18 protein-coding genes are annotated in these 26,892 nt (G+C 73.2%); 7 read left to right on the top strand and 11 right to left on the bottom strand.

Annotated features, from left to right (window positions below; genetic code table 11):
• Positions 1 to 22: 22 nt before the first annotated feature.
• Positions 23 to 1,285 (bottom strand): LCP family protein, encoded by a 1,263-nt coding sequence (locus B100_RS0121490; RefSeq protein ID WP_037723226.1) that lies wholly within the window; start codon positions 1,283 to 1,285, stop codon positions 23 to 25.
• A 141-nt stretch (positions 1,286 to 1,426) separates the two neighbouring features.
• Here B100_RS0121490 and B100_RS0121485 point away from each other — a divergent pair, with 141 nt between their 5' ends.
• On the top strand, positions 1,427 to 1,984 hold the full coding sequence (locus B100_RS0121485) for an acyl-CoA thioesterase (protein ID WP_024886470.1): 558 nt from the start codon (positions 1,427 to 1,429) through the stop codon (positions 1,982 to 1,984).
• A gap of 723 nt (positions 1,985 to 2,707) precedes the next feature.
• On the opposite strand, the gene B100_RS0121480 is transcribed toward B100_RS0121485, so the two are convergent.
• Positions 2,708 to 4,183 carry an LCP family protein gene (locus B100_RS0121480; RefSeq protein WP_486585674.1) on the bottom strand — a complete coding sequence of 492 codons (1,476 nt, stop codon included), beginning with the start codon at positions 4,181 to 4,183 and terminating at the stop codon, positions 2,708 to 2,710.
• A gap of 128 nt (positions 4,184 to 4,311) precedes the next feature.
• Between B100_RS0121480 and B100_RS0121475 the strand changes: the two genes are divergently transcribed.
• Positions 4,312 to 5,349 carry a glycosyltransferase family 2 protein gene (locus B100_RS0121475; RefSeq protein WP_024886468.1) on the top strand — a complete coding sequence of 346 codons (1,038 nt, stop codon included), beginning with the start codon at positions 4,312 to 4,314 and terminating at the stop codon, positions 5,347 to 5,349.
• 69 nt (positions 5,350 to 5,418) lie between these two features.
• On the opposite strand, the gene B100_RS0121470 is transcribed toward B100_RS0121475, so the two are convergent.
• The 5 genes from B100_RS0121470 to B100_RS0121450 form a co-directional block, all read right to left on the bottom strand.
• A complete protein-coding gene (locus B100_RS0121470; protein WP_024886467.1) occupies positions 5,419 to 6,993 on the bottom strand; it encodes an LCP family protein in 1,575 nt (524 codons plus the stop codon).
• 158 nt (positions 6,994 to 7,151) lie between these two features.
• Positions 7,152 to 8,810, bottom strand: coding sequence for an LCP family protein (locus B100_RS0121465; protein WP_024886466.1), 1,659 nt, complete (start codon positions 8,808 to 8,810; stop codon positions 7,152 to 7,154).
• Positions 8,811 to 8,887: 77 nt separating this feature from the next.
• Complete coding sequence (locus B100_RS0121460) at positions 8,888 to 10,657, bottom strand: LCP family protein (RefSeq protein ID WP_078541073.1); 1,770 nt, start codon at positions 10,655 to 10,657, stop codon at positions 8,888 to 8,890.
• 242 nt (positions 10,658 to 10,899) lie between these two features.
• Entirely contained in the window at positions 10,900 to 12,120 is a 1,221-nt protein-coding gene (locus B100_RS0121455) for an LCP family protein (RefSeq protein WP_024886464.1), read from the bottom strand.
• Between the two features lie 183 nt (positions 12,121 to 12,303).
• Positions 12,304 to 13,065: a TIGR03089 family protein gene (locus B100_RS0121450; protein WP_024886463.1), complete on the bottom strand. Its 762-nt coding sequence runs from the start codon at positions 13,063 to 13,065 to the stop codon at positions 12,304 to 12,306.
• Positions 13,066 to 13,204: 139 nt separating this feature from the next.
• Here B100_RS0121450 and B100_RS0121445 point away from each other — a divergent pair, with 139 nt between their 5' ends.
• A complete protein-coding gene (locus B100_RS0121445) occupies positions 13,205 to 14,731 on the top strand; it encodes a peptidoglycan recognition protein family protein (protein ID WP_024886462.1) in 1,527 nt (508 codons plus the stop codon).
• Positions 14,732 to 14,828: 97 nt separating this feature from the next.
• A complete protein-coding gene (gene manB / locus B100_RS0121440) occupies positions 14,829 to 15,911 on the top strand; it encodes a mannose-1-phosphate guanylyltransferase (protein WP_024886461.1) in 1,083 nt (360 codons plus the stop codon).
• Between the two features lie 491 nt (positions 15,912 to 16,402).
• On the opposite strand, the gene B100_RS0121435 is transcribed toward manB, so the two are convergent.
• From B100_RS0121435 to B100_RS0121420, 4 genes are read right to left on the bottom strand one after another with little or no spacing between them, the layout of a single operon-like run.
• Positions 16,403 to 17,404 carry a 3-methyladenine DNA glycosylase gene (locus B100_RS0121435; RefSeq protein WP_024886460.1) on the bottom strand — a complete coding sequence of 334 codons (1,002 nt, stop codon included), beginning with the start codon at positions 17,402 to 17,404 and terminating at the stop codon, positions 16,403 to 16,405.
• Positions 17,405 to 17,464: 60 nt separating this feature from the next.
• Positions 17,465 to 18,781, bottom strand: coding sequence for a coenzyme F420-0:L-glutamate ligase (locus B100_RS0121430; protein ID WP_024886459.1), 1,317 nt, complete (start codon positions 18,779 to 18,781; stop codon positions 17,465 to 17,467).
• Positions 18,778 to 19,737: a 2-phospho-L-lactate transferase gene (cofD, locus tag B100_RS0121425; protein WP_024886458.1), complete on the bottom strand. Its 960-nt coding sequence runs from the start codon at positions 19,735 to 19,737 to the stop codon at positions 18,778 to 18,780. Before cofD ends, B100_RS0121430 begins: the two co-directional genes overlap by 4 nt.
• 41 nt (positions 19,738 to 19,778) lie before the next feature.
• Entirely contained in the window at positions 19,779 to 20,312 is a 534-nt protein-coding gene (locus B100_RS0121420) for a cysteine dioxygenase (RefSeq protein ID WP_024886457.1), read from the bottom strand.
• Positions 20,313 to 21,028: 716 nt separating this feature from the next.
• On the opposite strand from B100_RS0121420, the gene B100_RS0121415 reads away from it, so the two are divergent.
• The 3 genes from B100_RS0121415 to B100_RS0121405 all read left to right on the top strand — a co-directional run bounded on the left by B100_RS0121415 (position 21,029) and on the right by B100_RS0121405 (position 26,865).
• Entirely contained in the window at positions 21,029 to 21,292 is a 264-nt protein-coding gene (locus tag B100_RS0121415; protein ID WP_003975777.1) for a WhiB family transcriptional regulator, read from the top strand.
• A gap of 213 nt (positions 21,293 to 21,505) precedes the next feature.
• A complete protein-coding gene (locus B100_RS0121410; protein ID WP_106967053.1) occupies positions 21,506 to 25,255 on the top strand; it encodes a glycosyltransferase family 2 protein in 3,750 nt (1,249 codons plus the stop codon).
• Positions 25,252 to 26,865, top strand: a complete 1,614-nt coding sequence (locus tag B100_RS0121405) for a DUF5719 family protein (RefSeq protein WP_024886455.1) — start codon at positions 25,252 to 25,254, stop codon at positions 26,863 to 26,865. The genes B100_RS0121410 and B100_RS0121405 overlap by 4 nt, the downstream gene beginning before the upstream one ends.
• The last annotated feature ends 27 nt before the right edge of the window (positions 26,866 to 26,892 follow it).

Below are 26,892 nucleotides of genomic sequence, written 5' to 3'. Positions count from 1 at the left end.
TCGTTCGGTGCCGTCCGGGGAGTCAGTTGCCCTTGACAGTGACCTTCTCGTCGTTGTTCAGCTGGTTGACCAGCTGCTTCACCTTCTCCTTGTCCCACAGCAGGTTGCTGCCGGTGGAGCCGGAGATCGGCATGTTCATCGACGTGCCGTCGCCGCCGCTGACGCCCTTCATCGACCAGAACATGTCGGCCAGGTCGAACAGGCCCATGTCCTCGTCGACGATCAGGGAGTCCAGGCCGGCGCCCATGGTCGGGTACAGCTTGAAGGGGTTGAGCACGGTGCTCGGGGTCGCCACCTGGCTCGCCAGGGCGGACAGGAACTTCTGCTGGTTCTTGGTGCGGTCCAGGTCGGAGCCGGCCAGGGCGTAGCGGGTGCGGACGAAGGCGAGCGCCTCCTCGCCGTTCAGGGTCTGCTTGCCCTTCTTGAGGTCGGCGCCGGACTTGGTGTCCTTGATGTCCTGCGGGATGTCGATCTCCACGCCGCCGACCGCGTCCACGATGTTCGCGAAGCCGCCGAAGCCGATCTCCACGTAGTGGTCGATGTGCAGCCCGGTGTTGAACTCGACCGTGCGGACCAGCAGCTCGGGGCCGTCCTCGGCGTAGGCGGCGTTCAGCTTCACCTGCCGGCCGGTCCCGGGGTAGGTCTTGCCCGACTCGGAGCCCTTGAAGGTGGGGATCTCCACGTTCGAGTCCCGGGGGAGGGATATCAGGGTCGGGCCGTTGTCCCCGGTGTGCAGGATCATCACCGAGTCCGTGCGCTTGCCGTCGGCGGAGCCGGTGTGCAGCTTCTTCTTGTCCTCGGCGGTCAGCCCCTCGCGGCTGTCGGAGCCGACGATGAGGTAGTTGGTGCCCTGGCCCTTCTCGGGCCGCTCGATCACCTTCGACAGGTCGACCTCGCGGTTGAGCTTGGAGTCGGCCCAGAAGTACGTCGCGACGGTCGTGACGAACAGCACGGTCACCAGGGTGATCGCCGTCCACTTGATACGACGGCGCCAGTCCGGGGCGGGGCGCTGCGGGCCGTGGCTGTCACCGCCGCCGTGTCCGCCGGCGCCGCCGTAGACCTGGCCGGTGTTGTAGCCGCTGTCGTAGCCGCCGCCGTGTCCGCTGCCGTCGACGTAGTTGGGCTGCTGCGGTACGCCGCCGTAGGCGCCCTGCCCGGGAGGGGCCGGCTGTCCGCGGCGGACCTGCCGCATGACACGGGCACCCTCGGGCTGTGCGCTCCCGCTCCCGCGTCCGTAGCGGCCGCCGCGGTTGTCGTCGGACCATGCCTCGGGCCAGTCATTCATGGGAGACAGTGTGCAGGTCCGGGTGGTGGGCCATACAAGGGTCGTCGGAAAATCAGGGCACCGCTGTTGCGAAGCTGACACAAATCGGGCCTCTGTCACCGCCGTACAAGCCGGTTGTCACCAGCGCATAAGGTGGAGGCCATGACAGACCAGGCCCCTGCCGTGCCCATGGACAGTCCGGAGATTCCGGGCAAGCCCGTCTCGGCGTCCCGCACCACGCTCAGCCACATCATGACGCACAACGACACCAACCTTCTGGGCACCGTGCACGGTGGGGTGATCATGAAACTGGTCGACGACGCGGCGGGCGCCGTCGCCGGCCGGCACTCCGGGGGGCCGGCTGTGACCGCGTCCATGGACGAGATGGCGTTCCTGGAGCCGGTCCGCGTCGGTGACCTGGTCCATGTGAAGGCCCAGGTCAACTGGACCGGGCGGACCTCTATGGAGGTCGGCGTGCGGGTGCTGGCGGAGCGCTGGAACGAGTCGGCGCCGGCCACGCAGGTCGGCTCGGCCTACCTGGTCTTCGCGGCCGTGGACGCCGACGGCAAGCCGCGCCGGGTGCCGCCGGTCACACCGGAGACCGAGCAGGACCGCCGCCGCTACCAAGAGGCCCAGATCCGCCGCACCCATCGCCTGGCCCGCCGCCGAGCCATCATGGACCTCCGCGCGAAGCGAGCCGCGGAAGGCTTCGAGGACTGACACCCTCGACCCACCCGAGCCCGCCCGGAGGCCGGGCCCTGACTCGCCGGCCCGGGGCCTTGAGAACCGGCCGGTGCTGTCCGGCACCCCGACCCAGGCACGCCAGGCCCCCGACCGGCCGTGGACCGAGGGCTCGGAACCCGCCGGTGCTGTCCGGCACCCCGACCCAGGCCCACCCGGCCGCCGGCCGGGGACGCGGCAGATCGCAGGGCGTTCGCCGTCAGGGCAAGGGCGGCGGCCGGACCCCGCCGGAGCGGACCGGCCGGAGCCCACGCCCTACCGGGCCGCCCGCTGGTCCGGGGACCTGACAGTCCACCACGCGGTGCGACGACCCAGGGCAAGGCGTCCGCAGGGCGAGGCTCGGGAGTCCGTCAGGGCCTCAGGCAGCCGTCGGGCAAGCGCCCTGCCTCACCGGGGCGCTTGCGTGTCGCGCCGGGCCCGCCGCCCGCGTCGGGCGGGGTGAGCTCCGCCCGCGAGCGGGGCGACATACCTGCCGGGACGGAACCCGGTCGCCGGCCTGCGGGGCTGTCCGGCGCCCGGGGCCGCGCCGCCGGGCTGCCGGCCCTCGGGGCGGGGCCCGGAGCCCGCCCGGGCGGGGTGGGCGGGCTCGACTCAGAAGGCTGCTCGTCTGCCGGGACGGAACCCGGAGCCCCGCCCGCCGGGGCGCCCTGCGGGCGGGGCTCCGCCCACGTGGTCGAAGAGGGGATCCGCCCATGGCGGGGTTCACGAGCAGCTGACCTCGTCGCCTCTCACCACGCCCAGTTCGCCCTGGCCCGGGTCCTGGGCGCGGACCTTCTGGACCTTCTCGAAGTCGGTGCCCGCGATCACCTTCAGGGTGGCGCCCTGGCCCTTCACCGCGCGCAGCTCGCTGCCGGGCAGCGCCGTCGCGAGAGACTTCGCGGAGCGGTCCCAGCGGGGGTCGTAGGCGACGACCGTGCGCCGCACGTCCTGCTGGTCCGCGTTGACGGGGGCCTTGGTGGTGGCGAAGCCGGTCGCCGCCAGGGCCGCGTCCACGCGGCGGCCGAGGCCCGGGGTGCGGGTGCCGTTCTCGACCTGCACCCGGATCTGCCGGGGGTCCACCGGCACCCGCCGGGCCGCGTCGGGCGCGGGGCGGGTGGACAGCGGCTGGTCCCGGCGCAGCGCGTCGAAGATGTGCTCGGCCTTGTCGGCGTCCCACTTCAGGGTCGAGCCGACGCCCTTCACGGCGTACCCCATCGTCGCGACCGGCACGGTGGTGAACTCGGACGACGACGGCGAGAAGTTCCGCATCGCCCGGCCCAGGTCGAGCAGCTCGCCGGTGCCGAACCCCTCGTCCGCGCGGACCGACCCCAGCACGGAGCGGGTGACGTCGCGGAACCGCATCGGGTTCAGCAGGATCCCGGACGAGGTGGCCCGGTCCACGAGCGCCGCGAGGAACTGCTGTTGGCGCCGCATCCTGCTGAGGTCGGAGGCGCCGTCGACGTGCCGGGCGCGGACGTACTGCAGGGCCTCGCCGCCCTTGAGGGTGTGCCGGCCGGCGGGCAGGTCGAGGCCGGTCTGGCTGTCCTTGAGCCGCTGGTCGGTGCAGATCTCCACACCGCCGACCACGTCGACGGTCTTCATGAAGCTGGTGAAGTCGACCTCCAGGTAGTGGTCGATCTTCACCCGGGTCATCTTCTCCACCGTCCGCACGGTCAGCTGCGGCCCGCCCTCCGCGTACGCGGCGTTCAGCTTGAGCGCGTGCCCCCTGTGCTGCTTGCCGCTGACCCGGTCGGTGTGCGGCGGGGTCTCCGCGTAGGAGTCGCGCGGCAGGCTGACGACGCTGGCCCGGTCCCGGTCCTCCGAGATGTGCACGATCATGATTGTGTCCGTGCAGTGGCAGGGCGCCCCGCCGAGCCGGTACCTCTCGCGCTCCTCCTTGCCGACGCTGTCCCGCCCGTCCGTGCCGACCAGCAGGATGTTCATGCCGTGACCGGCCCGCGGGCGGTTCTTCATGTCGCGGAACGGGTCGACCCGGGCGATGTCGTCGTCGAGTCCGCTGAGCAGCGCGTGCCCGATCCCCGCGGAGGCGAGCACCACGACCGACAGCGCGGTGACCGTCCGCATCACCCAGCGCGGCCTGCGCCGCGGGGGAGCGGGCGGGCGCGGTCCCGGGCGGGGCGGCCTCGCCGGACGCCGGTCGGGCGTTCGGGGCCGGGGGGAGCGCGGCGGCGTGGGCAAGGGGGCACCTCCGGACGACGGCCGAGCGTGGAATCGTGAGCACCGTAGGCCGATACGATCTGCGGCCCTCCGCACAGCACCCCGGCACGCGCAGACGTGTCCCCCGTTCGCGGTAACGTGAGGCACCTATGAACGCCAATGCCGACGTGCGGCTCCCCGCCGTTTCCGTGATCATGCCCGTCCTCAACGAGGAGCGGCATCTGCGCGGCGCCGTCCGCGCCATCCTCGCCCAGGAGTACGCCGGCGAGATGGAGGTCGTGATCGCCCTCGGTCCGTCCACGGACCGCACGGACGAGATCGCCGCCGAGCTCGTGGCCGAGGACCCGCGGGTGCACACCGTGCCCAATCCCACCGGCCGCACCCCGGCCGCCCTCAACGCGGCGATCAAGGCCTCGCGCCATCCGGTCGTGGTCCGCGTCGACGGGCACGGGATGCTCTCCCCGAACTACATCGCCACCGCCGTGCGGCTCCTGGAGGAGACCGGCGCGCAGAACGTGGGCGGCATCATGCACGCCGAGGGCGAGAACGACTGGGAGCACGCCGTCGCCGCCGCGATGACCTCGAAGATCGGCGTGGGCAACGCCGCCTTCCACACCGGCGGCCAGGCGGGCCCCGCCGAGACCGTGTACCTGGGCGTGTTCCGGCGCGAGGCGCTGGAGCGGCAGGGCGGCTACAACGTGGAGTTCATCCGCGCCCAGGACTGGGAGCTGAACTTCCGCATCCGTGAGGCGGGCGGCCTGATCTGGTTCTCGCCGGAACTGAAGGTGTCGTACCGGCCGCGCCCGTCCGTGCGGGCGCTCGCCAAGCAGTACAAGGACTACGGCCGTTGGCGGCACGTGGTGGCCCGCTACCACTCCGGGTCCATCAACCTGCGCTACCTCGCCCCGCCGACCGCGGTGTGCGGGATCGCGGCCGGGATCGTGGTGGGCGCGGCGCTCACCCCGTGGGGCTTCCTGGTTCCCGGCGGCTACCTCGCGGCGATCGTCGCGGGGTCCATACCCGCCGGCAAGGGGCTGTCGCTCAAGGCGCGGCTGCAGATCCCGGTGGCCCTGGCCACCATGCACATGTCGTGGGGCTGGGGCTTCCTGACCAGCCCGCGCTCGCTGGCCAAGAAGGTCATCGCTTCCCGGCGTCCCGCCGTCCACGCGGACACCCAGGCGGCCTGAGGCTCGCACCCGGCACCTCGACCGGTACATCGAAGGCCCCTTCCCGCGACCGGGAAGGGGCCTTCGTGGTCACCAGCTGAAGTTCGGGTCGACGTGCATGCACGCCTCGTCGTCGGCCCCGTTGAGCGCCTGCGCCGACTCGGGCGTGGTGTCGTCCTCCTCGGGCGCCTCGTACCGCGTGCCCTCGCGCCAGTCCGCGCCCACCAGCAGCGTCACACCGGACACGTCGGTGGACCGCTCCACCGCGTCCGCGGGGACGCCGAGGACCGCGGCGACCCGGCGGGCGTCGCCCTCCAGGTCGGCGCTCGGGTAGCGCACCACCGTCCGCTCCGCGCTGAGGGCGCTCGTGGTGTCGGCGGTGGCCTGGACGAAGCCCTTGTCCTTCAGCACCCCGGCGACGGTGCTCGCCCGTCCGGAGGCCGGCGCGAGGGTGTCGGTGCGGGTGCCGTTGCGGACCTGTACGGCGATGGCGGCGTCGGCGGCGGCCGGATCGGCGGGCGGCCTCTCCACGGCCGGCTTCGGCTTGGCGTCCCTGCCGTCCAGGGCGATGTCCTCGCGCACCAGCCGGAACAGCTTCTCGGCGTCCTCGGTGGGCTCCACACGGGCGCCGACGTACCGGTTGGGCATCGTGGTCATGGTGATGCGTTCCGGCTCGACCTTGCGCAGCTCGGTGCTCAGGTCGTAGAGCTTCTTCACCGTGTCGAGGCCGGGGTCGACGGTGAGCGCCCGGGTGGCCTCCTCGGCCAGCCGGCGCAGGTTGTTGGGGCTGCTCAGGGTGGCGTTCTCCCGCAGCCGGCGGGCCAGCGAGTTCATGTACATGTGCTGGGCCTTGGCGCGGGCGAGGTCGCTGCCGTCCTCGAAGCCGTACCGGGTGCGCAGCCACTGCAGGGCCTGCTCGCCCTTGACCGGGTGGGTGCCCTTCGCCAGCTTCAGCCCGGAGCCGTGCCCCTGGCCGTCACGCGAGTGGACGTTGGCGTCGACGCACACCGGGACGCCGCCGACCGCGTCGGCCATGGCCACCACGCCGGCGAAGTCCACCATGACGAAGTGGTCGATGTGGATGCCGGTGAGCTTCTGCCAGGTGGCCACGGTGCAGCCGGGACCGCCGTGCCCGAGGCTCTCGTTGGCCATCCGGCGGCCCTCGCTCGCCGGGTACACCGTCCCGTCGTCCGGGTCGGTGCACTTGGGGAGGTGCAGCAGGGTGTCGCGCGGCATGCTGATCACCGACATGTTGCTGCGGTCGGCGGACAGGTGCACCAGCATCTGCACGTCCGCGAGCGGCGTCGAGCCGAACGTCTCGCGGGCGCCGCCGAGTTCCTGGTTGGCCTCGGAGTCCCGCGCGTCACTGCCGATGAGCAGGATGTTCAGCGGGGTCTGTCCGGCCGCGTTGGGTGTCGGCTCCGCGACCTTGGCGTCGCCGAGGTTGAGCGGGTCCTTCTTGATGTTGTCGTTCAGCTGCCGGTAGTACAGGTAGCCCGCACCGCCGGCCGCGAGTATCAGCAGCGCGAGGACCGCGGCCGACCACTTCAGGATCCGGCGGCCGCGCCGCGGACGGGGGCCCGCGTCGTCGGCGGGCGGCGCGTCGTCGGTGGCCGGTTCCTGTCCCTCGTCACCGGCCGTCTCCCGCGTGGCGTTCTGCGTCACTGCCCCCGTCCTTCCCACCCCTGGAAACACCTCGCTCCGACAAGCAGGCCCGCCCTGCGTCCTGTTAGACGCATGAAGGGCCCGTCAGTTGCCCCGGGGAATCCCTCGATTTCCCCAAGGCGCGGCCGGCGTCGGCGTTCCCGCGGACCCCGCGACCGTTACCAGCGGTAGGGCGCGTAGACGTTCATGCAGGCGCCCTTCTCGGCCGCGTTGAGGGAGTCGACGTCGGCCGGCAGGTCCCCCGCCTTCGGCGGTTCCTGCCGCGGATACGTGGCGCCCTCACGCCAGTCCGCACCGACCACCACCGTGACGCCCGCGACGTCGGCGGACCGGCGCACCGAAGTCATCGGAACGCCCAGCGACTTGGCGACCCGCTGGGCGTCCCCCTGGAGATCGGCGGTCGGATAGCGCACCACGGTCCGCTCCTCGGCGAGGGCGGGCGAGGTGTCCCGCACGGCCCGGGTGAAGCCCCTCGCCGCCAGCTCCTGCGCGATCGCGCCCGCCCGGCCGGTGACCGGGCCCTCGGTCGATGAGCGGGTGGCGTTGCGCACCAGCACCTCGATCCGGTCGTCCGGGGCGGAGGGGTCCGCGGTCCGCACCTGGCGGGCCGTCTTCCCACCGCCGTTCTGCGCGGTCTTGCCGCCCTTCTTGTCGAAGGACACGTCGTCGCGGAGCATGGCCCACATCCGCTCGGCGCTCTCCCCGGCCGGGAGCAGGTGGTTGACGTTCTGCGGGTCCGCGACGGTGGGCAGCGTGGTCATGGTGATGCGGTCCGGCGGCACCGTCTTGAGCTGCATCGCCAGGTCGTACAGCTTCTTCACCGAGCCGATCTCCTCGGAGACCCGCAGCGACTTGGTGGCCGCCTCGGCGAGGTCGGTGAGCCGGCCGGTGTCGGTGAAGACGTTCTGGCCGCGCAGCGTGCGGATCATCGAGTTCATGTACATGCGCTGCGCCCGGGTGCGCAGGATGTCGCTGCCCCACGCGTGCCGGGTGCGCAGCCACTGCAGCGCCTCGACGCCCTCCACCTTGGTCGTCCCGGCCCGCAGCTTCAGCCCCGAGCCGCCGGGCACGCCGGGCAGCGGCCGGTCCCAGACGTTCTGGTTCACGCAGACGTCGACCCCGCCGACGGCGTCGGCCATCCGCACCACGCCCGCGAAGTCGATGGTCATCCAGTGGTCGACATAGACGCCGGTGAGGTTCTCCCAGGTGGCCAGCGTGCAGCCCGGACCGCCGCGGGCGAGCGAGGTGTTGATGATGTCGTTGGCCGCCGGGTACGTCGTCCCGGTGTCCGGGTCGGTGCACTTGGGGATGTCGACCCGGGTGTCGCGCGGGATGCTCACCACGGCCGCGCTCCTGCGGTCGGCGGCGAGGTGGATCAGCATCTGCACGTCGCCCAGTGGCGGGTTGCCGCGGGTGTCCCGGCCGCCGCCGAGCTCGACGTTGGCCTCGGAGGCGCGGCTGTCGGAGCCGATCAGCAGGATGTTCACGGGCCTCTGCCCGGCCGCGTTGGGCTCGGACCGCCGGGCCTTGGAGTCGCCGCTGCTGCGCTCGCCCTTGACCAGGTTGTCGTTGAGGTGGTCGTAGTACAGGTACCCGGCGCCGGCCGTGCCGAGTATCAGCACCGCCAGGGTCGTCGCCGACCAGCGCAGGACCCGCCGGCCCCGTCCGCCGCGCGGCCTGCCGTGGTCTCCTCCCGGGCCGTCGCCGTCCTCCGGGGCGTGCCGCCGCCCCTCGGAACGGCCCCCGTCCGGCGGGCCGGACCGGCGCGGGGCGCCGTCCGGCCGTGCCCCCTCCTCGTGCACATCGCTACGCGTCATCGTGAGGTCTCCCCACCCCTGGACATGGAACGGGCCCGTCCGCGCCCTGTAGGACGCGAGACGGGCCCGTCAGGTGCCTACTCGGCGCACACGACCTTGTCGGCCGTGGACTTGTTGGCGCCGTCGGGCACCTTGGCCGTGGGCGCGCTGATCTTGACGCCCGCGCCCTTGAAGTCCTTGCCGAGGGTCAGCGTCATCGAGGGCAGGCCCTGGGCGTTGGTGACGCTCTCGCCCGGCTTCATCGCCGACCCGGACAGGCCCATGATGTCGGCCAGCCGACGCGCCTGGTCCGCCTGGTCGGGGGCGTACTCCAGGGTGGTCCTCGCCAGTTGCGCAGGCGCGTTGCCCGCGTTCTCCGACTTGCCGACGCCCTGCTCGACCTGGAGCCAGCGCAGGGTCCCCTGGGCGCTTCCGGAGGGCGCGCCGCCGTTGAGGATGCGCACCCGCACCTCGGACGCCGGGGCCTTCTCGCCCTTGAGGCGGGCGGCGACGGCGGCCTTCTCCTTCTTCTGCTGCTGCTTGACCTCGGTGAACGACACGTCGTTGCGGATCATGTCGAAGACCTGCGGTGCCTCCGCCTCGTTGAGGACGACGGTCGCCTTGACCTTCTCCGCCGGGTTGTCGAGGACCGGGATCGTGGCGAACGTCAGGTTCTTGACGTTCAGTTTGCCCAGTTCCAGACCGAGGTCCTTGAGCTTGTTGATGCTGTTCAGCTGGGAGTCGACGGTGAGCGCCTTGGTGCCCGCCTCGGCCAGCTTGAGCATCTTCGACGGGCTGGTGAGCGTGTCGTTCGACTTCAGCTCCCGCATCAGCGCGCTGAGGAACTGCTGCTGCAGCCCGATCCGGCTCAGGTCGCCGCCCAGACCCACCGAGTGCCGGGTGCGGACGAACGCCAGCGCCTGCTCGCCCTCGATCCGGTGCGTGCCCTTCGGCAGCTTCAGGTGCGAGTCGGGGTCGTCGATGTCCTTGCCCAGACACACCTCGACGCCGCCGACCGCCGAGGTCAGCGTCTTCACCGCGTTGAAGTCCGCCACCATGAAGTTGTCCGGCTTGACGCCGGTCAGCTCGGTCACGGTCCGCATGGTGCAGCTGGGCGTACGGCCGCCCTGGCCGAGGCTGGTGTTGAAACGGACGCCGGTGGAGCCGGGGATGACCTTCTGGCTGCCGTCCTCCTGCTCGGTCGGGCAGTCCGGGACGTCGACTATCAGGTCGCGCGGGATGCTCAGCGCGGTCGCGTTGGAGCGGTCCTTGGACACGTGCAGCAGGATCGTGGTGTCGGCGTGGCCCTCGCTGCCCTTGTCGCCGTAGCCCTCGTTGCCCGCGCCGGTGCGCTTGTCGGTGCCGATCAGCAGGATGTTGATGGCCTGGTCCTTCTTGAAGCCACCGGTGCTCGCGCCGTCGTCCGACACGGACGTGATGTTGTCGTTCAGGTGCTCCAGGTACAGGTAACCGGCCACGCCCGTGCCGAGCACCAGGAAGGCCAGGGTGCCGCTGCCCCACAGCAGGACCTTCTTCGCCTTCTTGTTCTTCTTCGCCGGCCGACGACCGCGACGGCCGGGCGGCGGCTCCTCCGGCGCACCCCGGCGCCGGCGCTGCGGCGGCACGTCCCGCCCGGGCGCCTCACGCTCGGGTGAGGGGCGGCCGGGGCTCTCGGGGGTCTGCTCGGGCGACGCCGAACGGGGCCGCGCATTTCCCGCACCCGGGGGCCGGGGCCCACGCGGAGAGGGAATGGGCGACTGCGGTGCGGAAGGGCTCAGTCGCAGTTCGTATTCGCCGGTGCTCGGATTGAGTACCCACTGGTCTGCGGGATCGATGTTCTCTCCCCGCCCACGGCCTTGCGCGTCCACGGTCGCTCGAATCCTCCGTCGGGGCCACGCGGCGCCTTTCCCCTCCCAGGCGCTCGGGTCTCGGTCACACAGTGCGGGATCTCAGGACGGACCTGAAGGAACGGGCGCACCGGATGGCTCACACTAACGGGCCCGATCGGCCCTGAGCGACGTCGGTGACATATTCCACGCCCTCACAAGGGGCATTCCACCCATTTCCGTGGACAGGAGTTCGGAGTCTGTGAGTTCCCTTTGGGTTTCTTTTACGCGCAGCTGTCCTCGGCGGCCGTGTTCCCGGAGAACGTCGGTGCCGGGGAGCTGCTCCGCGACGGCGCCCTTGTTTCCTTTTGCGTGGCCTTTTGCTCACCGTGCGTATTCACGCTCACGGGTTCGTCCTTGCGCAGGCGCTCGAACAGTTCCCCGGCGGCGGGCTGGGCGAGCTGGTCCCGATTGACGTCCCCGGCATACGACTCCCGCGGCACGGTGAGGAATTGCACCCCTTCCGTGGGGATGTCGCGCAGTCCTCGTACGAGTTCGTACAAGCCGCGCAAGCTGGCCAGCTCGGGGTCCGTGGTCAGTGACGAGGTGGCCGCGTCCAGCAGGGGATACAGCTTCACCGGATTCAGCAGGACGCCGTTGCTGCGGACCTTGTTCACCAGCGCGCCGAGGAACCGCTGCTGGCGCTCGATGCGGCCGGTGTCGCTGCCGTCCCCGAGCGTCTTGCGGGCGCGGACGTAGCCGAGCGCCTGTTCCCCGTCGAGGGTCACCCGCCCCGCCGGGAGGTGCAGGTGGGCGTCCTTGTCGTCTATGGGCTCGCGCAGGCACACCTCGACACCGTCCACCGCGTCGACCATGTCCTTGAAGCCCTGGAAGTCGACGACGACGTGATGGTCCAGGCGGATGTCGGTGAGCTTCTCGACGGTGCGGACGGTGCAGGCCGAGCCGCCCACCTCGAAGGCGGCGTTGAACTGCGCGAACATCGGCGCCGAACGGGAACCGTCGGGACGGCGGCAGCCGGGCACGTCCACCATCAGGTCCCGCGGTATCGACACCGCGGTGGCGTTCTTCCGGCCCGCCGACAGGTGCAGCAGGATCACCGTGTCCGAGCGCTCGGTCCCCGGGTCGTGCCCGTAGCGGCCGTTCTCCGCGCCCGCGCGCGAGTCCGAGCCGATCAGCAGGAGGTTCAGGGCGTCCTTCACCAGCGCGGTGGGCCGGTCCTTCTCGTACCGGGCGAGCTCGGCCGCCGCCGCCTCGTCCGGGGTGATGTTCCCCTCCAGCTTCATGTACACCGCCCACCCGGCGGCCGCGCCGCCCACCAGCGCGAGGGAGACGGCGATGCCGGTGCCCCATACCCAGCGCCGCCGGCGCCGGCGGGCCAGGCCGCGCCCGCTCGGCGAGGAGCCGGTGCCCGAGCCGGGGCCCTGGCCGGGGGTGCGCCCCGGCGGTTCCTGCCCCTCGGGGGAGGTGCCTGCGGTGTCGCTCATGCCGGGTCCACCCCTCCCTGCGTACGACGTACGGGCCGGGACGGCGCACGGGTGCGTGCTGCGTGCCGCTCCCTACGACGATGACGCGAACGGGGGAGCGGCGGGGGGTGATGCTGCGCCGAACGGGTGAGGTGGGGCGGGCGGCGGGCCCGGATCGGGCGGGGCCCGTCCGGGGTGGGTGGGTCAGCGGGAGATGACCGTGACCCGTTCGCTCTCCACCCTCTTGTCCAGGGCGTCGGCGCCGAGCCGGTCCAGGTTCCGGCACAGCACGACGGAGCCGCCGGTCGCCAGCGGGGCGTACAGCCCCGCGTTGAGCCCCTCCCACGTGTCGTACGGCAGCCCCGACAGGATCCGCGAGGCGGGGCCGGTCAGGCCGAGCTCCGGCGCCTCGGCCCGGGCCCGCTCCACGACCTCCGCCCCGGTGAACTCCCGGCCCGCCACGATCAGCGCCGGCTCCTCCGGGTCGACGGGCGCGTACGGCACGAACCGGTCGCCCTGGCCCGGCACCTCCACGGCGTAGTCGGCGAAGCCCTCCGGCGGCTGCGGGAAGCGCCCGCCGAGTGGCCGCAGCGCCAGCGCGATCCGGGGGCCGGAGCAGGCGCGGGCGGCCTCCAGCGTCTCCGGCTCGGGGCCGCTCACCACCACGTCCGCGGCGGACGGGTCACCGGCCACGTCCGCGACGACGCCCACCGACGCGCACGCCAGCAGCCACACCGCGGTCTGCCAGTGCGCCGGCAGCAGGAGGGTCACCCGGTCGCCGGGTTCGACGGACAGTTCGTCCTGGAGCAGGTTCGCGGTCTTGGCCACCCAATTGGCGAAGGTGGCCACGGACAATTCGACGCGCTCGCCCGTGGCGTCGTCGTAGAAGGTCACCAGGGGGCGTCCCGGGTCCGCGGCGAGCGCGGAACTCAGCAGGTCGGCAGGGGTGCGGTCGGTGGCGTTCACCCGCGCAAGGGTACGCGGCCCCGGCCGAGCGCATCCTCCGCGCGGGTCAGGCGCGGGCACCGGTTCGGGGGAACGGCAGCCGACAGGCCGTCACATGCCCGATGGACAGATTTGTCTGACTATGTCCAAGCTCAGGGGCATGCGTGGAATCCTTGCTTCCTCAATCGGCGTCACCTGCGCCGCGGCCCTCGCCCTCCCGCTCGCCCCGCCCGCCGTCGCGTCGGCCGAGAGACCGGCGCCGACAGCGGACGCGGCCACGCGGGCGGCGATGAGCTCCAGTACCTCCAACGTCCCCGAGGTCCCCGGCAGTACCCAGTCGCTGCCCCTGGGGCCCCTCACCCACGACCGTGCCTCCGGCGCCGTGCTCGGCCTGGCGCCGCGGGCCGTACGGAACTTCTCCCTCCTCGGTGTCGTCTGGGACGACCCCTCCGCCGCCCTGCACGGCCGGGTGCAGGTCCGCACCCGTGCAGCCTCCACCGGGGAGTGGTCCGACTGGCAGGACGTCGAGACCCACTACACCGAGCACGGGGCGGACCCAGACTCCGCGGAGGCCGCCTCCGGACGGGTACGGGGCGCCACGGCACCGCTGTGGGTGGGCGAGTCGGACGGCGTCGAGGTGCGGGTGCGGCCTGAGACCGGTGAGCCGGAGAGCGGTGAGCCGGAGACCCGTGAGCCGGCGGGTGATGCGCCGGAGCCGGACGCGGAGGCGGGCGACGTGGACCCGGTCGACGTGGGTTCAGGTGACTCGGGCTCAGGCGCGGTCGGGGCGGGTGAGGCCGGGGCCGGTGGCGGCGAGGCTCCCGCGCTGCCCACGGGGATGCGGCTCGACCTCGTCGACCCCGGCGACGCGGAGCCGGCCGAGGCCGTTCCTTCCGGCAGCGGCGCCGAGGCGCCCCGTACCGGCGTCATGACCGCCGAGGCGAAGGCCGCCTCCGCCGCCAACTCCGACATCGTGCCGCTCGGCGCCACCGAGATCCCGATGCTGACCGCCGAGGAGACCCGGCGGGAACTCGTCACCCTGCGCGGCTCCGAACTGACCGAGCAGCAGCAGGCCGACGCGCACATCGGGCCCCGCCCCTCCATCGTCACCCGGCGAGGCTGGGGAGCCGACGAGAGCCTGCGCGAGAAGAACTTCTCGTACACGAGCAAGGTCAAGGCGGCCTTCGTGCACCACACCGCGTCCGGCAACAGCTACTCCTGCTCGCAGGCGCCGTCCCTGATCCGCGGCTTCTACCGCTACCACACCAAGAGCCTGGGCTGGCGGGACATCGGCTACAACTTCCTCGTCGACAAGTGCGGCCGGATCTACGAGGGCCGGGCCGGCGGCGTGGCGAAGGCCGTCAAGGGCGCCCACACCCTCGGGTTCAACACCAAGACCACCGGCATCGCCGTCATCGGCTCCTACGGCTCCAAGAAGCCGTCGTCCAAGGCGGTGAAGGCCGTCGCCCGGCTCACCGCCTGGAAGCTGGGGCTGTACGGGATGAACCCGAAGGCCAAGACCACGCTGACGTCCGGCGGTGGAAACCTGTACGCGAAGGGCAAGAAAGTGAAGATGAAGGTGATCTCCGGTCACCGGGACGGGTTCAACACCTCCTGCCCCGGGGGGAAGCTGTACAAGAAGCTGAGCAGCGTGCGCTCCAAGGCGGCCGGATACCAGGGCCGCTGAGGCGGGCCGGCCGCTCCTCTCCTGCCGGGGACGGTCTGCATACACTGGCCGGCCGAAAGACAGTTCGGCCGGTCCCGGCAGGAAGCAGAGACGACAGGTGACAGAAGCGATCCTCCTGGTCGGCGGCAAGGGCACGCGGCTGCGCCCGCTCACCGTGCACACGCCCAAGCCCATGGTCCCGGCGGCCGGGGTGCCGTTCCTCACGCACCAGCTCGCGCGGGCGCGCGCGGCGGGCGTGGAGCACATCGTGCTCGCCACGTCCTACCTGGCCGAGGTCTTCGAGCCGCACTTCGGCGACGGGTCGGCGCTGGGGCTGCACATCGAGTACGTCACGGAGGAGGAGCCGCTCGGGACGGGCGGCGCCATCCGCAACGTCGCCTCGCGGCTGCACTCGGGGCCGGACGAGCCGGTGCTGGTGTTCAACGGGGACATCCTCACGGGGCTGGACATCCGGGCGCTGGTGCGGACGCACGAGACCTCGGGGGCCGACGTCTCGCTGCATCTGACGCAGGTGACCGACCCGCGCGCGTACGGGCTGGTGCCGACGGACGGGACCGGGCGGGTGCTGGCGTTCCTGGAGAAGCCGCAGACGCCGGAGGAGATCGTCACCGACCAGATCAACGCGGGGGCGTACGTGTTCCGGCGGTCGGTCATCGACACGATCCCGGCGGGGCGGGTGGTGTCGGTGGAGCGGGAGACGTTCCCGGGGCTGCTGGCGGCGGGGGCGCATCTTCAGGGGATGGTCGACTCGACGTACTGGCTGGACCTCGGGACACCGGCGGCGTTCGTGCGGGGGTCGGCGGACCTGGTGCTCGGGAAGGCGCCGTCGCCGGCCGTGCCGGGGCGGTGCGGGGACCGGCTGGTGCTGCCGACGGCGCGGGTGGCGCCGGACGCGAAGCTGGCGGGCGGGACGGTGGTGGGTGAGGGCGCGTTCGTGGCGGAGGGCGCGCGGGTGTACGGCTCCACGATCCTGCCGGGTGCGGTGATCGAGCCGGGCGCGGTCGTCACGGACTCGCTGATCGGGACGCGGGCGCGGGTGGGGGAGCGGTCGGTGCTCACCGGTGCGGTCATAGGGGACGGGGCGGTCGTGGGGGCGCGGAACGAGCTGCGGGAGGGCGTGCGGGTGTGGTGCGACGCGCGGATCCCCGCGGGGGCGGTCCGGTTTTCCTCGGACCAGTAGCGGGGCTGCGGCGGCCGGTGGGGGTCGCGGTGTGACGCCTGCGGCGCAGGGTTCTGTGCGGTGGGGGTTGCTGTAGCGCCCACGGTTCGGTGGGTGGTGCGGGGTCGCGGTGGGGGTGGTCGTCCTCGGTCTGGCGCGATGAAGTGTGCTTACGGAGTGCGGGGCGCTGACGCGCCAGCCGCTGCGGGCGCCCACCCCCACCCCGCCCCCTCCCCGCCGTACGCGGCCACATCAACGCCGTGGCGGGCCATCGCCCTCCGCCGCCGCGGGCGCGCGGCCGGACGGCGGCCGCCAGCTGCGGGCAGTCGTGCCGCCTGGGGCGGCACGGGTGGGCGCGGCGGCACCCCGGAAGCGCCGGGCCGCGCGAACTCCCCCCCGGCCCCCACCCACGCCGGGTGACGGGGGAGGTAACGGGTGCACAGCACATATCGGGTGCCGCAGCCCACGGTGCGTGTACGGCGGACGTACGCCCGCTCCCGTACGGGACCCGCTCAGAAGCGGGCGATGTCGCCGTGCGCCATACGGGGCGCCCGCCGCGGAGGCGTCCTCCCGCTCAGCAGAATCAACCGCGCGGCCCGATGCCGCTGCCCCGCATAAGGCTCCAGCAACGACAACATCACGGAGTCGTCCGCGTCCCGGTCCCCCGCCAGCGCCCACCCCACGATCCCCGGCAGATGCAGATCCCCCGTCGTCACCGAGTCCGCCGCCCCGTGACTGCGCTGCACCGTCTCCGCCGACGTCCACGGCCCGATCCCCGACACCAGCTCCAGCCGCGCCCGCGCCTCCTCCGGAGCCATCCGCACCGCCTCCTCCAGCCGCGCGGCGACCCGCACCGCGCGCAGCACCGTGGACGCCCGCTTGTCGTCGACCCCGGCGCGGTGCCACTCCCAGGAGGGGATCAGCGCCCAGGTGCGCGGCGCCGGCATCACCGCCATCCGCTCAGGGGCGGGCCCCGGCGCCGGCACGCCGAACGTGCGGACCAGCAGCCGCCACGCCCGGTACGCGTCCCCGGTCGTGACCTTCTGTTCCAGGATCGACGGGATCAGCGACTCCAGCACCAGGCCGGTGCGCAGCAGCCGCAGTCCCGGACGCCGGTGACGGGTGTGCGCCAGCAGCTTGTGCCGGGGGACGAAGGCGGACGGGTCGTCGGCGGCCCCGAGCAGCTCCGGCAGCTGCTCCAGGAGCCAGTCGGCGCCGGGGCCCCACGCCTCGCCCCGGATCCCGTCGCCCCGCTGCGTGACCCGGAGCGTCCCCGGGCCGACGGGCGTCAGGCTGGTCCGCCACGCCGCTCCGTCCGGGGTCGTCCGGAACGTCGGATCGCCGGTGCCGCGCCGCAGCGGCCCGAGCACCAGGCCCAGGTCGAGGGGGCCGTCCGGCACCCAGGTCCGCACCCGCGCGGCGGCCGGTGCCTGGCGCGGAACCCGCGCGGGCACGACCACATGGCCGCCGCGCACGGTGGTCCGCGTCGGGCGGGGAGCGAAGCGTCCGGCCACGAGTCATCCCTGGGGTGAGAGCGAAGAGCACCTACGAGGGTAGGCGCCCGCGCGCCGGGCTCACCGCACCTCGATGAAGCGTCCCGCGTCACGATCGGGCCGCGGGCGGGGATCCTCGGCAGGGTGGCCCACCGCCACCGCGCCCATCGGGTCCCAGTCGGCGGGCAGGTCCAGGACCTCCCGGACCACGTCACGGCAGAACATCGTCGACGACACCCAGGCCGACCCCAGCCGCTCGCCCGCGAGGGCCACCAGGAAGTTCTGCACGCCCGCGCCCGTGGCGACGACGAACATCTCCCGCTCCGCGCCGTCCCGGCGGACGTCGCCGTAGTGGTGCGAGCCGTCCATGACCAGGCAGGGCACGACCAGGTACGGCGCGTTGCGCAGGACGTCACCGCGGCGGATCCGCTTGGCGACGGACTCCTCCGTCTTGCCGTCGCGGCGCAGGTCGGCGATCCACGCGTCACGCATGGCGTCCAGCAGCCGGGTGCGGGACTCGGGGGACTCGAGGAGGACGAACCGCCACGGTGTCGTGTGGTGGGGTGCCGGGGCCGTGACGGCTGCGGCCACCGCGCGGCGCACCGCGCCGGGGTCGACCGGTTCGTCCGTGAAGGCCCGCACCGTACGGCGCTGGGCGACCGCCTGGCGGACCGCCTCGGACGTGCCGAGGCGGAACATGTCGTCGCGCGCGCCGCGGACCAGCGCCCGGGCGCCCTCGCTGTCGTCGGGGGCCACCGTGTGCGGCAGGCCGCGGACCACGGCCACCGGGAGGCCGGCCGTCTTGCCCTTGACCAGGTCGCCCGCCGCGGCGAGCTCGTCGGCGGTGGCGACGACCGTGGCGGCGAGCGGGTTGCCGTGCGCGTCGGTCCCGCCGCGCAGGTCGTCCAGGACGCGGACGCCCGCGGCGCCGATCGCCACGTCGGTCAGTCCGGCGCGCCAGGGGCGGCCGGAGGTGTCGGTGACCAGCACGCCGACCTCGACGCCGAGCGCGTCGCGCAGGCCCCCGCGGATCGTGCGCGCGGAGGCGTCCGGGTCCTCGGGCAGCAGGAGGACCGTGCCGGGAGGTGTGTTGGAGGCGTCGACCCCGGCCGCGGCCATGACCAGGCCCTGCCGGTTCTCCACGATGCGCAGCGGGCCGCGGCGGGCCACCACGCGCACCGTCTCCGCGTCGATCGCGGCCTCCCGGTCGGTGGCCTCGACGACCCGGCCCTCGGCCTTGGAGACGATCTTCGAGGTGACCAGCACGACGTCGCCGTCGGCCAGGTCGGGTGCGGAGGCCGCGATCAGCTTGGCCAGGTCGTCGCCGGGCCGTACCTCGGGCAGGCCGGGCACCGCCCAGACCCGGTAGCCGCCGGGGGCCGGATTCGCCTCGCTCATGCCGTCCGGACCTCCTCGGCCAGGGCCAGCGCCTCCCGGGCCATCCCGGCGGCGGCGTCCACGTCGGTCATCATCAGCGGTACGGCCCGGCAGCGGATGCCCGCCGCCTCGACCCGCTCCACCCAGGCCGCGTCGACGGTGTCGACCAGCCAGCCGTCCAGCAGCCCGGAGCCGTAGTGCTCGGCGACGGCGGCGGCGGTGGACTCCACGCCGACGGCGGCGAGCACCTTGTCGGCCATGCCGCGCACGGGCGCGTCCCCGACGATCGGCGACAGGCCGACCACCGGCACGCCCGCGTCGGCGATGGCCTCGCGGATGCCGGGCACGGCGAGGATGGTGCCGACCGACACCACGGGGTTGGACGGCGGGAAGAGGACGACGTCGGCCTCGGCGATCGCCTCCAGGACGCCCGGGGCGGGCTTGGACTGCTCCGCGCCGACCGGCACGACCGCCTCCGCGGGCACCGAGGCGCGCAGCCGCACCCAGTACTCCTGGAAGTGGACCGCCTTGCGCTCGCCGTCGAGCTCGACCGCCACGTGCGTCTCGACGCGGTCGTCGGTCATCGGGATGAGGCGCACGCCGGGCTGCCAGCGGTCGCACAGCGCCTCGGTCACCGCGCTGAGCGGGAAGCCTGCGCCCAGCATCTGCGTGCGCACGATGTGCGTGGCGAAGTCGCGGTCGCCGAGCCCGAACCACTCCGGGCCCACGCCGTACGCCGCGAGTTCCTCCTTGAGGTGGAAGGTCTCCTCGCTCCGCCCCCAGCCCTGCTCCTCGTTGATACTGCCGCCGAGCGTGTACATCACCGTGTCGAGGTCCGGGCAGACCTTCAGCCCGAAGAGGTGGATGTCGTCCCCGGTGTTGCCGATGACCGTGATGTCCGCGTCCGGCACGGCCCGCTTCAGACCACGCAGGAAACGGGCACCGCCGATGCCGCCTGCCAGAACCACAATGCGCATGGGGCCATCCTCGCAGGCCGCTACGACATCGCGTCAGCCAGTCACCGGACCGGTGCCGGACGCGCCTCGCAGTGCGGGGCGGCGGGGGAGGCCGCGGCCGGGCGGAGCCGGGAGGCGGGGTGCATCGGCATCTCGGTCAGGCCCGGGTAGTAGACGTGCAGGCTGACCGCGGGTTCCAGGGCGTCGTTGACGACGTCGTGCGCGTAGCCGGGCGCGAACACCCTCTGGGTTCCGGCGGCCAGCACGCGCGTGCCGTGGTCCGTGCGTTCGGTCAGGGTGCCGGCCAGGACGGTGAACACGCCGGAGGAGTGGCCGTGGTCGTGCGGTCCGCTGCCCTGGCCGGGCACCCAGGACAGCAGCCACACCTCGTAGCCGGGGCCGGTGCGCAGCCGGTGGTACCAGCGGGTGGTGGCGTCGTACCGCACGAGGGGCTCCCACCGGGCGCGGTCGGCGGCGATGGCGCGGGCCAGTCCGGCGAACTCGGCGACGGTGGCCGGGTGTTCACGCGGCGGCTGGAGCAGGTGCGGGACTTCGAGGATGTCACCGGCGATCTGGAGGTCGCTGTCGCTGTTCATGGGATACGGGGGTCCTCGGCGCAGATAAGGAGGGGGTGGGGGGTGTCACGCCGCGTCGGGCCCGGATCGCGGGCGGCGGCAGGGGTGCCCCGGTGGGAGCGGGTGGAGACAGCGGCCGCGTCGTGGCGATGCGGCGGGGCGGGAGCGGTGGGCTCAACAGCCGGTACAGCGACAGCTACAGCGAGCGCGGGCAGCACCGAGGTACCCGGCGGAGCGGGTCGAGGTGAGTGCCGAATTCGCGAGCATGCCCACAAGGACAGCCGTTCACTCCACCCCTGTCAACTCGACGCCCGGTATGTGGGATCGGGTTCACCTCATCCGGTGCATCTCAGAGGCGAAAGGTTTGCTCAGCCGCTTCCCGGGACACAAGGTGCGCACGGCCGGGCGCCCTGTGCGCCGTTGCGATCTCGTGATCCAACTGTGATCCAGTTCGCTTCGACGCGGGTGTCGGAACGAGATCGATTTCCAGGGCGTCCTCCCCTATGAGGCTCTGTGTAGGGCTGGACGTCTTCGTGGGTCTCACACGTGCGTCAAGGTTTAGGGTGATTTGAACACTTTCCGCTCGGCCTTGGTTCCGCAGAGTGAATAAGGGGCTCAATAGCAGATCTCGGCTTGACTCGCCCGGAGCAGCAGACTTGTAATTTCACTCGTGTCGTTCAGCCGGAATCGGTAACGGCTACATCACGGGGACGCGAAAAGACTGACGAGGGGCGCACATGACCGAGCTGGTGCAGCAACTGCTGGTCGACGACGCGGACGAGGAACTCGGCTGGCAGGAGCGCGCACTGTGCGCCCAGACCGACCCCGAGTCCTTCTTCCCCGAGAAGGGCGGCTCCACCCGGGAGGCCAAGAAGGTCTGCCTCGCCTGCGAGGTCCGTTCCGAGTGCCTCGAGTACGCCCTCGCCAACGACGAACGCTTCGGCATCTGGGGCGGTCTGTCCGAGCGTGAGCGCCGGCGCCTCAAGAAGGCCGCCGTCTGACGGGCGACGTGTCACCACCGCGCCCCGTCACTCCGTACATACACACGCTTCTTCGTACAAACGTCACTTAAGGCCCGTCGCCGGTGGGTTGTCCACAGGCGACGGGCCCCCTTGTTGTCCAGCCGATAGTGTGGGCGCTCGTCCGCGACGCCCCGCCGCCCCCACCGGGCACGGGTGTCCCCACAGTCCATTCGAACCGGGGCCCGTACCTCGATGTCCGTGCACAGCCACCCGGCAGCCCGTCAAGACCTCGCTGCCGCACCAGAGTTCCCGCGTCACGTGGTGACCGCGGTCCTCGTCACCCACGACGGCGCCCGCTGGCTGCCGGACGCGCTCGCCGGGCTGCTCGGCCAGGAGCGCCCCGTCCAGTTCGCCATGGCCGCCGACACCGGCAGCGCGGACGACTCCGCCCGGCTGGTCACCGAGGCCCTGGGTGACGACCGCGTGCTGCACCTGGCCCGGCGCACCGGCTTCGGCCAGGCCGTCGAGGAGTGCCACCGTGGCGCCCCCCACCTCACCCCGGACGACCTGCCCTATCTGAAGCGGCCGAGCGGCTGGGACCCGGTCACGCGCAGCTGGCGCGACGACGCCTACGACCTGCCGGACCTGCCGCACGGCGAACCGGTCCAGTGGCTCTGGCTGCTGCATGACGACAGCGCCCCCGAGCCGGGCGCGCTGTCCGAACTGCTGCGCGTCGTGGAGAACGAGTACGAGCTCGGCCGCGAGGACGTGGCCGTCGTCGGCCCCAAGCTCCGCGGCTGGTACGACCGCAGGCAGCTGCTCGAGGTCGGCGTCTCCATCGCCAACTCCGGCCGCCGCTGGACCGGCCTGGACCGCCGCGAGCAGGACCAGGGCCAGCACGACCACGTACGGCCGGTGCTGAGCGTGTCCACGGCCGGCATGCTCGTCCGCCGCGACGTCTTCGAACAGCTCGGCGGGTTCGACCGGCACCTGCCGCTCATGCGTGACGACGTCGACCTGTGCTGGCGCGTCAACGCGGCCGGCTACCGGGTGCTGGTCGCGCCCGAGGCGGTCGTCCGGCACGCCGAGGCCGCGTCCCGCGAGCGCCGCACCGTCGACTGCGTGGGCCGCACCGCCGCCTCCCCGCACAAGGTGGACAAGGCCGGCGCCGTCCACACCCTGCTCGTCAACACCCGTACCGCCGCCCTGCCCTGGGTGCTGCTGCGGATCTTCCTCGGCACCCTGCTGCGGACCCTCGCCTACCTGGTCGGCAAGGCGCCCGGGCAGGCCGTCGACGAGATCCGCGGCCTCATGGGTGTCCTGCTGCGCCCCGAGCGCGTCCTCGCCGGACGCCGTGACCGCGGCAGCCCTCAGGTCGACAAGGACGAACTGCGGCCGCTGTTCCCGCCGCCCGGCGCGACCGTCCGCGTCACCGTGGAACAGGTCGCGGGCAACCTCGTCGGCCGCTCCGACCCCGAGGCCGTCTCCGGCGCGGGCCGGCACGGCAGCGGACTGGAGTCCGGGCCCGGCGGCGACGACGCCGACTTCCTCGAGGTGGAGCAGTTCGCCCGCCTCAAGCGCGTCGCCCGCCGGCCCGGCCCGGTGCTCTTCCTGCTCCTGCTGCTGGTGTCCCTGGTGGCCTGCCGTCAGCTCCTCGGCGGCGGCGCGCTGGCCGGCGGTGCCCTGCTGCCCGCGCCAGCCGACTCCGGCGGCCTGTGGGCCCGCTACACCGACGCCTGGCACGCCGTGGGCGCCGGCGGCACCGGTACGGCTCCGCCCTACCTGGCGATCCTCGCGGCGCTGGCGTCCCTGCTGCTCGGCTCCACCGGCCTCGCCGTCACCGTCCTGCTGGTCGGCTCGGTGCCGCTGGCCGGCTTCACCGCGTACTTCGCCTCCCGCCCGCTCGTCGAGTCCCGGCTGCTGCGCGCGTGGGCGGCCGTCGCCTACGCCTTCCTGCCCGCCGCGACCGGCGCCCTGGCCTCCGGCCGCATCGGCACCGCCGTGCTCGCCGTCCTCCTGCCCCTGCTCGCCCGCGCCGGCATCGCCGCGAGCGGCCTCACCGCCCCCGACGGCCGCGGCAGCTGGCGCGCCACCTGGGCGTACGCGCTGCTGCTCACCGTCACCACCGCGTTCACCCCGATCGTGTGGCCCATCGCGCTGGTCCTCGGCATCGGCGTGCTGGTCCTGCGCAGGACCGACCTCAAGACGTACGGCCCGCGCTTCCTGGCGCAGTTCGGCAGCCCCCTGCTGGTCCTCGCCCCCTGGTCGCTGTCCCTGCTCCCGTTCGGCTTCTTCAAGGAGGCCGGCCTGCCGTACGGGCCGTCGGCCGCCTCCGCGCTCGACCTGCTCGGCGCCGGCCCCGGCGGGCCGGGCACGAGCGGCGGGCTGCTGCTGATCGGCCTGGTCCTCGCCGCGCTCGCCGCCCTGCTGCGCGCCGAGCGCCGTACGCCCATCCTCACCGCGTGGACGGCCGCCCTGGTGGGCCTCGTCTTCGCGGTCCTGTCCAACAACTCCGCCTGGGCCGGCCCCGCCACTCTCGTCTACGGCATCGCGCTGCTGGCCGCCGGCACACTGGGCGCCGACGGGGCGCGCGCGCGGGTCGCGGAGCAGAGCTTCGGCTGGCGCCAGCCGGTCGCCGCCCTGATCGCTCTGGCCTGCGCCGTCGGCCCGCTGGTGCTCGCCGCCGGCTGGATGGTCCGCGGCGCCGACGGGCCCGTCGAGCGGCGCGACCCCGTGCAGGTGCCGGCGTTCGTCGCCGAGGAGAGCGCCACCCGCGACCAGGCCCGCACCCTGGTCCTCGACACCGACTCCTCCGACCACGTCGGCTACGTCCTGGTGCGCGGCTCCGGCGCCCGTATGGGCGACGCGGAGATCACCGCCCAGGACGGCGAGAACAAGCTGCTCGACGGCGTCGTCGCCAACCTCGTCGCGGGCTCCGGCGCGGACCAGGCCGACGAACTCGGCGGCTTCGCCGTCCGCTACGTCCTGGTGCACCGGGGGGCCCCGCGCGAGGTCACCCGGGTGCTGGACGCCACCCCCGGTCTGAGCCGGCTCAGCCAGCGGGCGGGCGGCGCGCTGTGGCGGGTCGACCGGCAGGTCGCCCGCGCGACCGTCGTGCCCGCCGAGGGCAGTGGCGCCGCACCCGAGCCGGTGGCCGCGGGACCGGTCGAGATCCACACCGAGATCCCGGACGGCGAGGAGGGCCGCGTCCTGCGCCTGGCGGACACCGCCGCGGAGGGCTGGACCGCCACCCTCGACGGCAAGCCGCTCACCCGCACCACCGTCGACGGCTGGGCCCAGGGCTTCGAACTCCCCGCCTCCGGCGGCAAGCTCGACGTCACCTACGAGGACCCGTTCACCCACACCGCCTGGCTGTGGGCGCAGGGCCTGCTCGCCGTCGTCCTCGTCGTCATGGCCCTGCCCGGCCGGCGCCGTGACATCGACGACGACCTGCCGGAGGAGGCACCCGTCCCGGCCGAGGCCGTGGCCGGAGAGGGCCGCCGGGCCCGCCGGCTGCGCGCCCAGGCCGAGGCGGAGGCCACGGCGGCGGAAGGCACCGACGGCGCCGAGCACGCCGACGGCGAGCGGTTCCCCGACGGCGCCGAGTACACCGGCGGCACGGAGGCGGACGGCGGCGTGCCCGCCCCGCCCGAGCACCCCCCGGCCCCGCCGGAGCAGCCCCCGGCGCCCGTCCCGCACCAGGGCGACTACGGCGACTGGGACCAGGCGCGGTACCAGAACGCCGACTACGACGAGAACGCCTACGCGGCGGCCCCCTACCAGCAGTACCCGGCCGGCACCGACGCCTACGGCGGCCAGTACCAGGCGGACGGCTACCCGCAGCAGGACGGGACGTACGACCCGTACTCCTACGGCACCCCGCAGCAGGGTTACGACCAGACGTATCCGCAGGGCTACGACCCGAACTACACGCAGGGCCACGACACTCCGTACGACCCGCACGGCACGGGCAACGAGCGTCCCGACGGGAGCCAGCAGTGAACCGCACCACCCTGTCCCTGATCGCGGGCGCGACGGCGCTCGCCGCCGTCACCGGCTTCGCCGCGGTCTCCGCCCCGGACGCCGGGTCCGCCACGGAGCGGACCGGGGCGGCGGCCACCCTCCCCGTGGAGCGCACCGGCCTGCTGTGCCCGCGGCCCAGCATCTCCGACCTGGCCGAGACGACGTACACCTCGTTCACCCCGGTCACGCAGGGCGCGGAGAGTGAAGGCACGGCCGCGCTGCGGTCGGCCGCCGAGCAGTCGGCCCCGGACGAGGCGACCGGCGACGGCGAGAAGGACGAGAAGGACGGCGATCAGGCCGACGACGGCGAGCAGGACGAGAAGGACGGCGAGAAGGGCGACAAGGACGCCGAGGACGGCAAGGGGAGCGCGAACGGCGGCAAGGGCGGCACGGCCGACAAGCCCGTGCTGCAGCTGGGGGAGCCCGGCAAGCCGGTGACCGAGGACGCCTCCGGTGCCGAGGCCCCCGCCCTCATCGGCACCGCCGACGGCCGCTTCGCATCCGGCTGGACCGCGCAGCAGACCACCGAGGTGGCCGCCGGGACCGGCCGGGGGCTGCAGGGTGTCGCCTGCACGGCCGCCGACACGCAGTTCTGGTTCCCCGGCGCCAGCACCGACGACAGCCGCACCGACTACGTCCACCTGACCAACCCGGACGACTCCGCCGCCGTCGTGGACATCGAGCTGTACGGCAAGAACGGCGCGCTCAAGACGACGGTGGGAGAGGGCATCACGGTGAAGCCGCGCTCCGCCGAGCCGGTCCTGCTGTCCACGCTCACCGACGAGAAGCAGACCGACGTGACCGTGCACGTGGTGGTGCGCAGCGGCAGGGTCGGCGCCGCCGTGCAGGCCCTGGACGACGAGCTGGGCGGCGACTGGCTGCCCGCGTCGGCCGACCCGTCGGGCAGCCTGGTCATGCCCGGCATCCCCAAGGACGCCACCGCCGTGCGGCTGATCGCCTTCACCCCCGGCGACTCCGACGTGGACCTGAAGGTGCGTCTGGCCTCCCCGTCCGGACTGATCACTCCGGCCGGCAACGAGACGCTGCATGTCAAGGGCGGCATGACGGCCGGGTTCGACCTGGGCGACCTCACCCGCGGCGAGGCGGGCTCCCTGGTGCTGACGGCGTCGGACCGCTCGGTGCCGGTGGTGGCGGCCGTGCGGGTGCTGCGCGGCAAGGAGGGCAAGCAGGAGACGGCGTTCATCCCGGCGGCCCGGCCGGTCGAGACGCGCGCGACGGCGCTGGACAACACCGCCAAGGGGGCGACGCTCTCGGTGACCTCGCCCGAGGGCACCGCCGAGATCAAGGTGACGGCGTCGGCGGGCACCAAGGGCGGTACGCCCGCGACCAAGACGTACACCATCACGTCGGGTACCACGCAGGACATCCAGGCGCCCGTGCCGGCGGGTGTGAAGGGCACGTACGCGCTGACCGTCGAGCCGCAGGCCGGCACCACCGTCTACGCCTCACGCACCCTGTCCTCGACGGAGGGCGGTGTCCCGTTCTTCACGGTGCAGCCGCTCCCCGACGACCGGGGGATGGTGGCGGTGCCGGACGCGAGCGAGGACCTGTCGGTCCTGCAGCGGTAGCCGTACGGCCGGGCGTCCCCCCGGGGC

This window comes from Streptomyces sp. CNH189, assembly GCF_000527195.1.
Note: the sequence above shows the minus strand (reverse complement) of the source record. Positions and strands in the feature narration are given on the sequence as shown.

Excerpts from the sequence above, each read along its gene's own strand:
- B100_RS0121490 (WP_037723226.1), bottom strand. The coding sequence starts at position 1,285 with ATGAATGACTGGCCCGAGGCATGGTCCGACGACAACCGCGGCGGCCGC.
- B100_RS0121485 (WP_024886470.1), top strand. The coding sequence starts at position 1,427 with ATGACAGACCAGGCCCCTGCCGTGCCCATGGACAGTCCGGAGATTCCG.
- B100_RS0121475 (WP_024886468.1), top strand. The coding sequence starts at position 4,312 with ATGAACGCCAATGCCGACGTGCGGCTCCCCGCCGTTTCCGTGATCATG.
- B100_RS0121465 (WP_024886466.1), bottom strand. The coding sequence starts at position 8,810 with ATGACGCGTAGCGATGTGCACGAGGAGGGGGCACGGCCGGACGGCGCC.
- B100_RS0121455 (WP_024886464.1), bottom strand. The coding sequence starts at position 12,120 with ATGAGCGACACCGCAGGCACCTCCCCCGAGGGGCAGGAACCGCCGGGG.
- B100_RS0121445 (WP_024886462.1), top strand. The coding sequence starts at position 13,205 with ATGCGTGGAATCCTTGCTTCCTCAATCGGCGTCACCTGCGCCGCGGCC.
- B100_RS0121430 (WP_024886459.1), bottom strand. The coding sequence starts at position 18,781 with ATGAGCGAGGCGAATCCGGCCCCCGGCGGCTACCGGGTCTGGGCGGTG.
- cofD (WP_024886458.1), bottom strand. The coding sequence starts at position 19,737 with ATGCGCATTGTGGTTCTGGCAGGCGGCATCGGCGGTGCCCGTTTCCTG.
- B100_RS0121420 (WP_024886457.1), bottom strand. The coding sequence starts at position 20,312 with ATGAACAGCGACAGCGACCTCCAGATCGCCGGTGACATCCTCGAAGTC.
- B100_RS0121415 (WP_003975777.1), top strand. The coding sequence starts at position 21,029 with ATGACCGAGCTGGTGCAGCAACTGCTGGTCGACGACGCGGACGAGGAA.
- B100_RS0121410 (WP_106967053.1), top strand. The coding sequence starts at position 21,506 with ATGTCCGTGCACAGCCACCCGGCAGCCCGTCAAGACCTCGCTGCCGCA.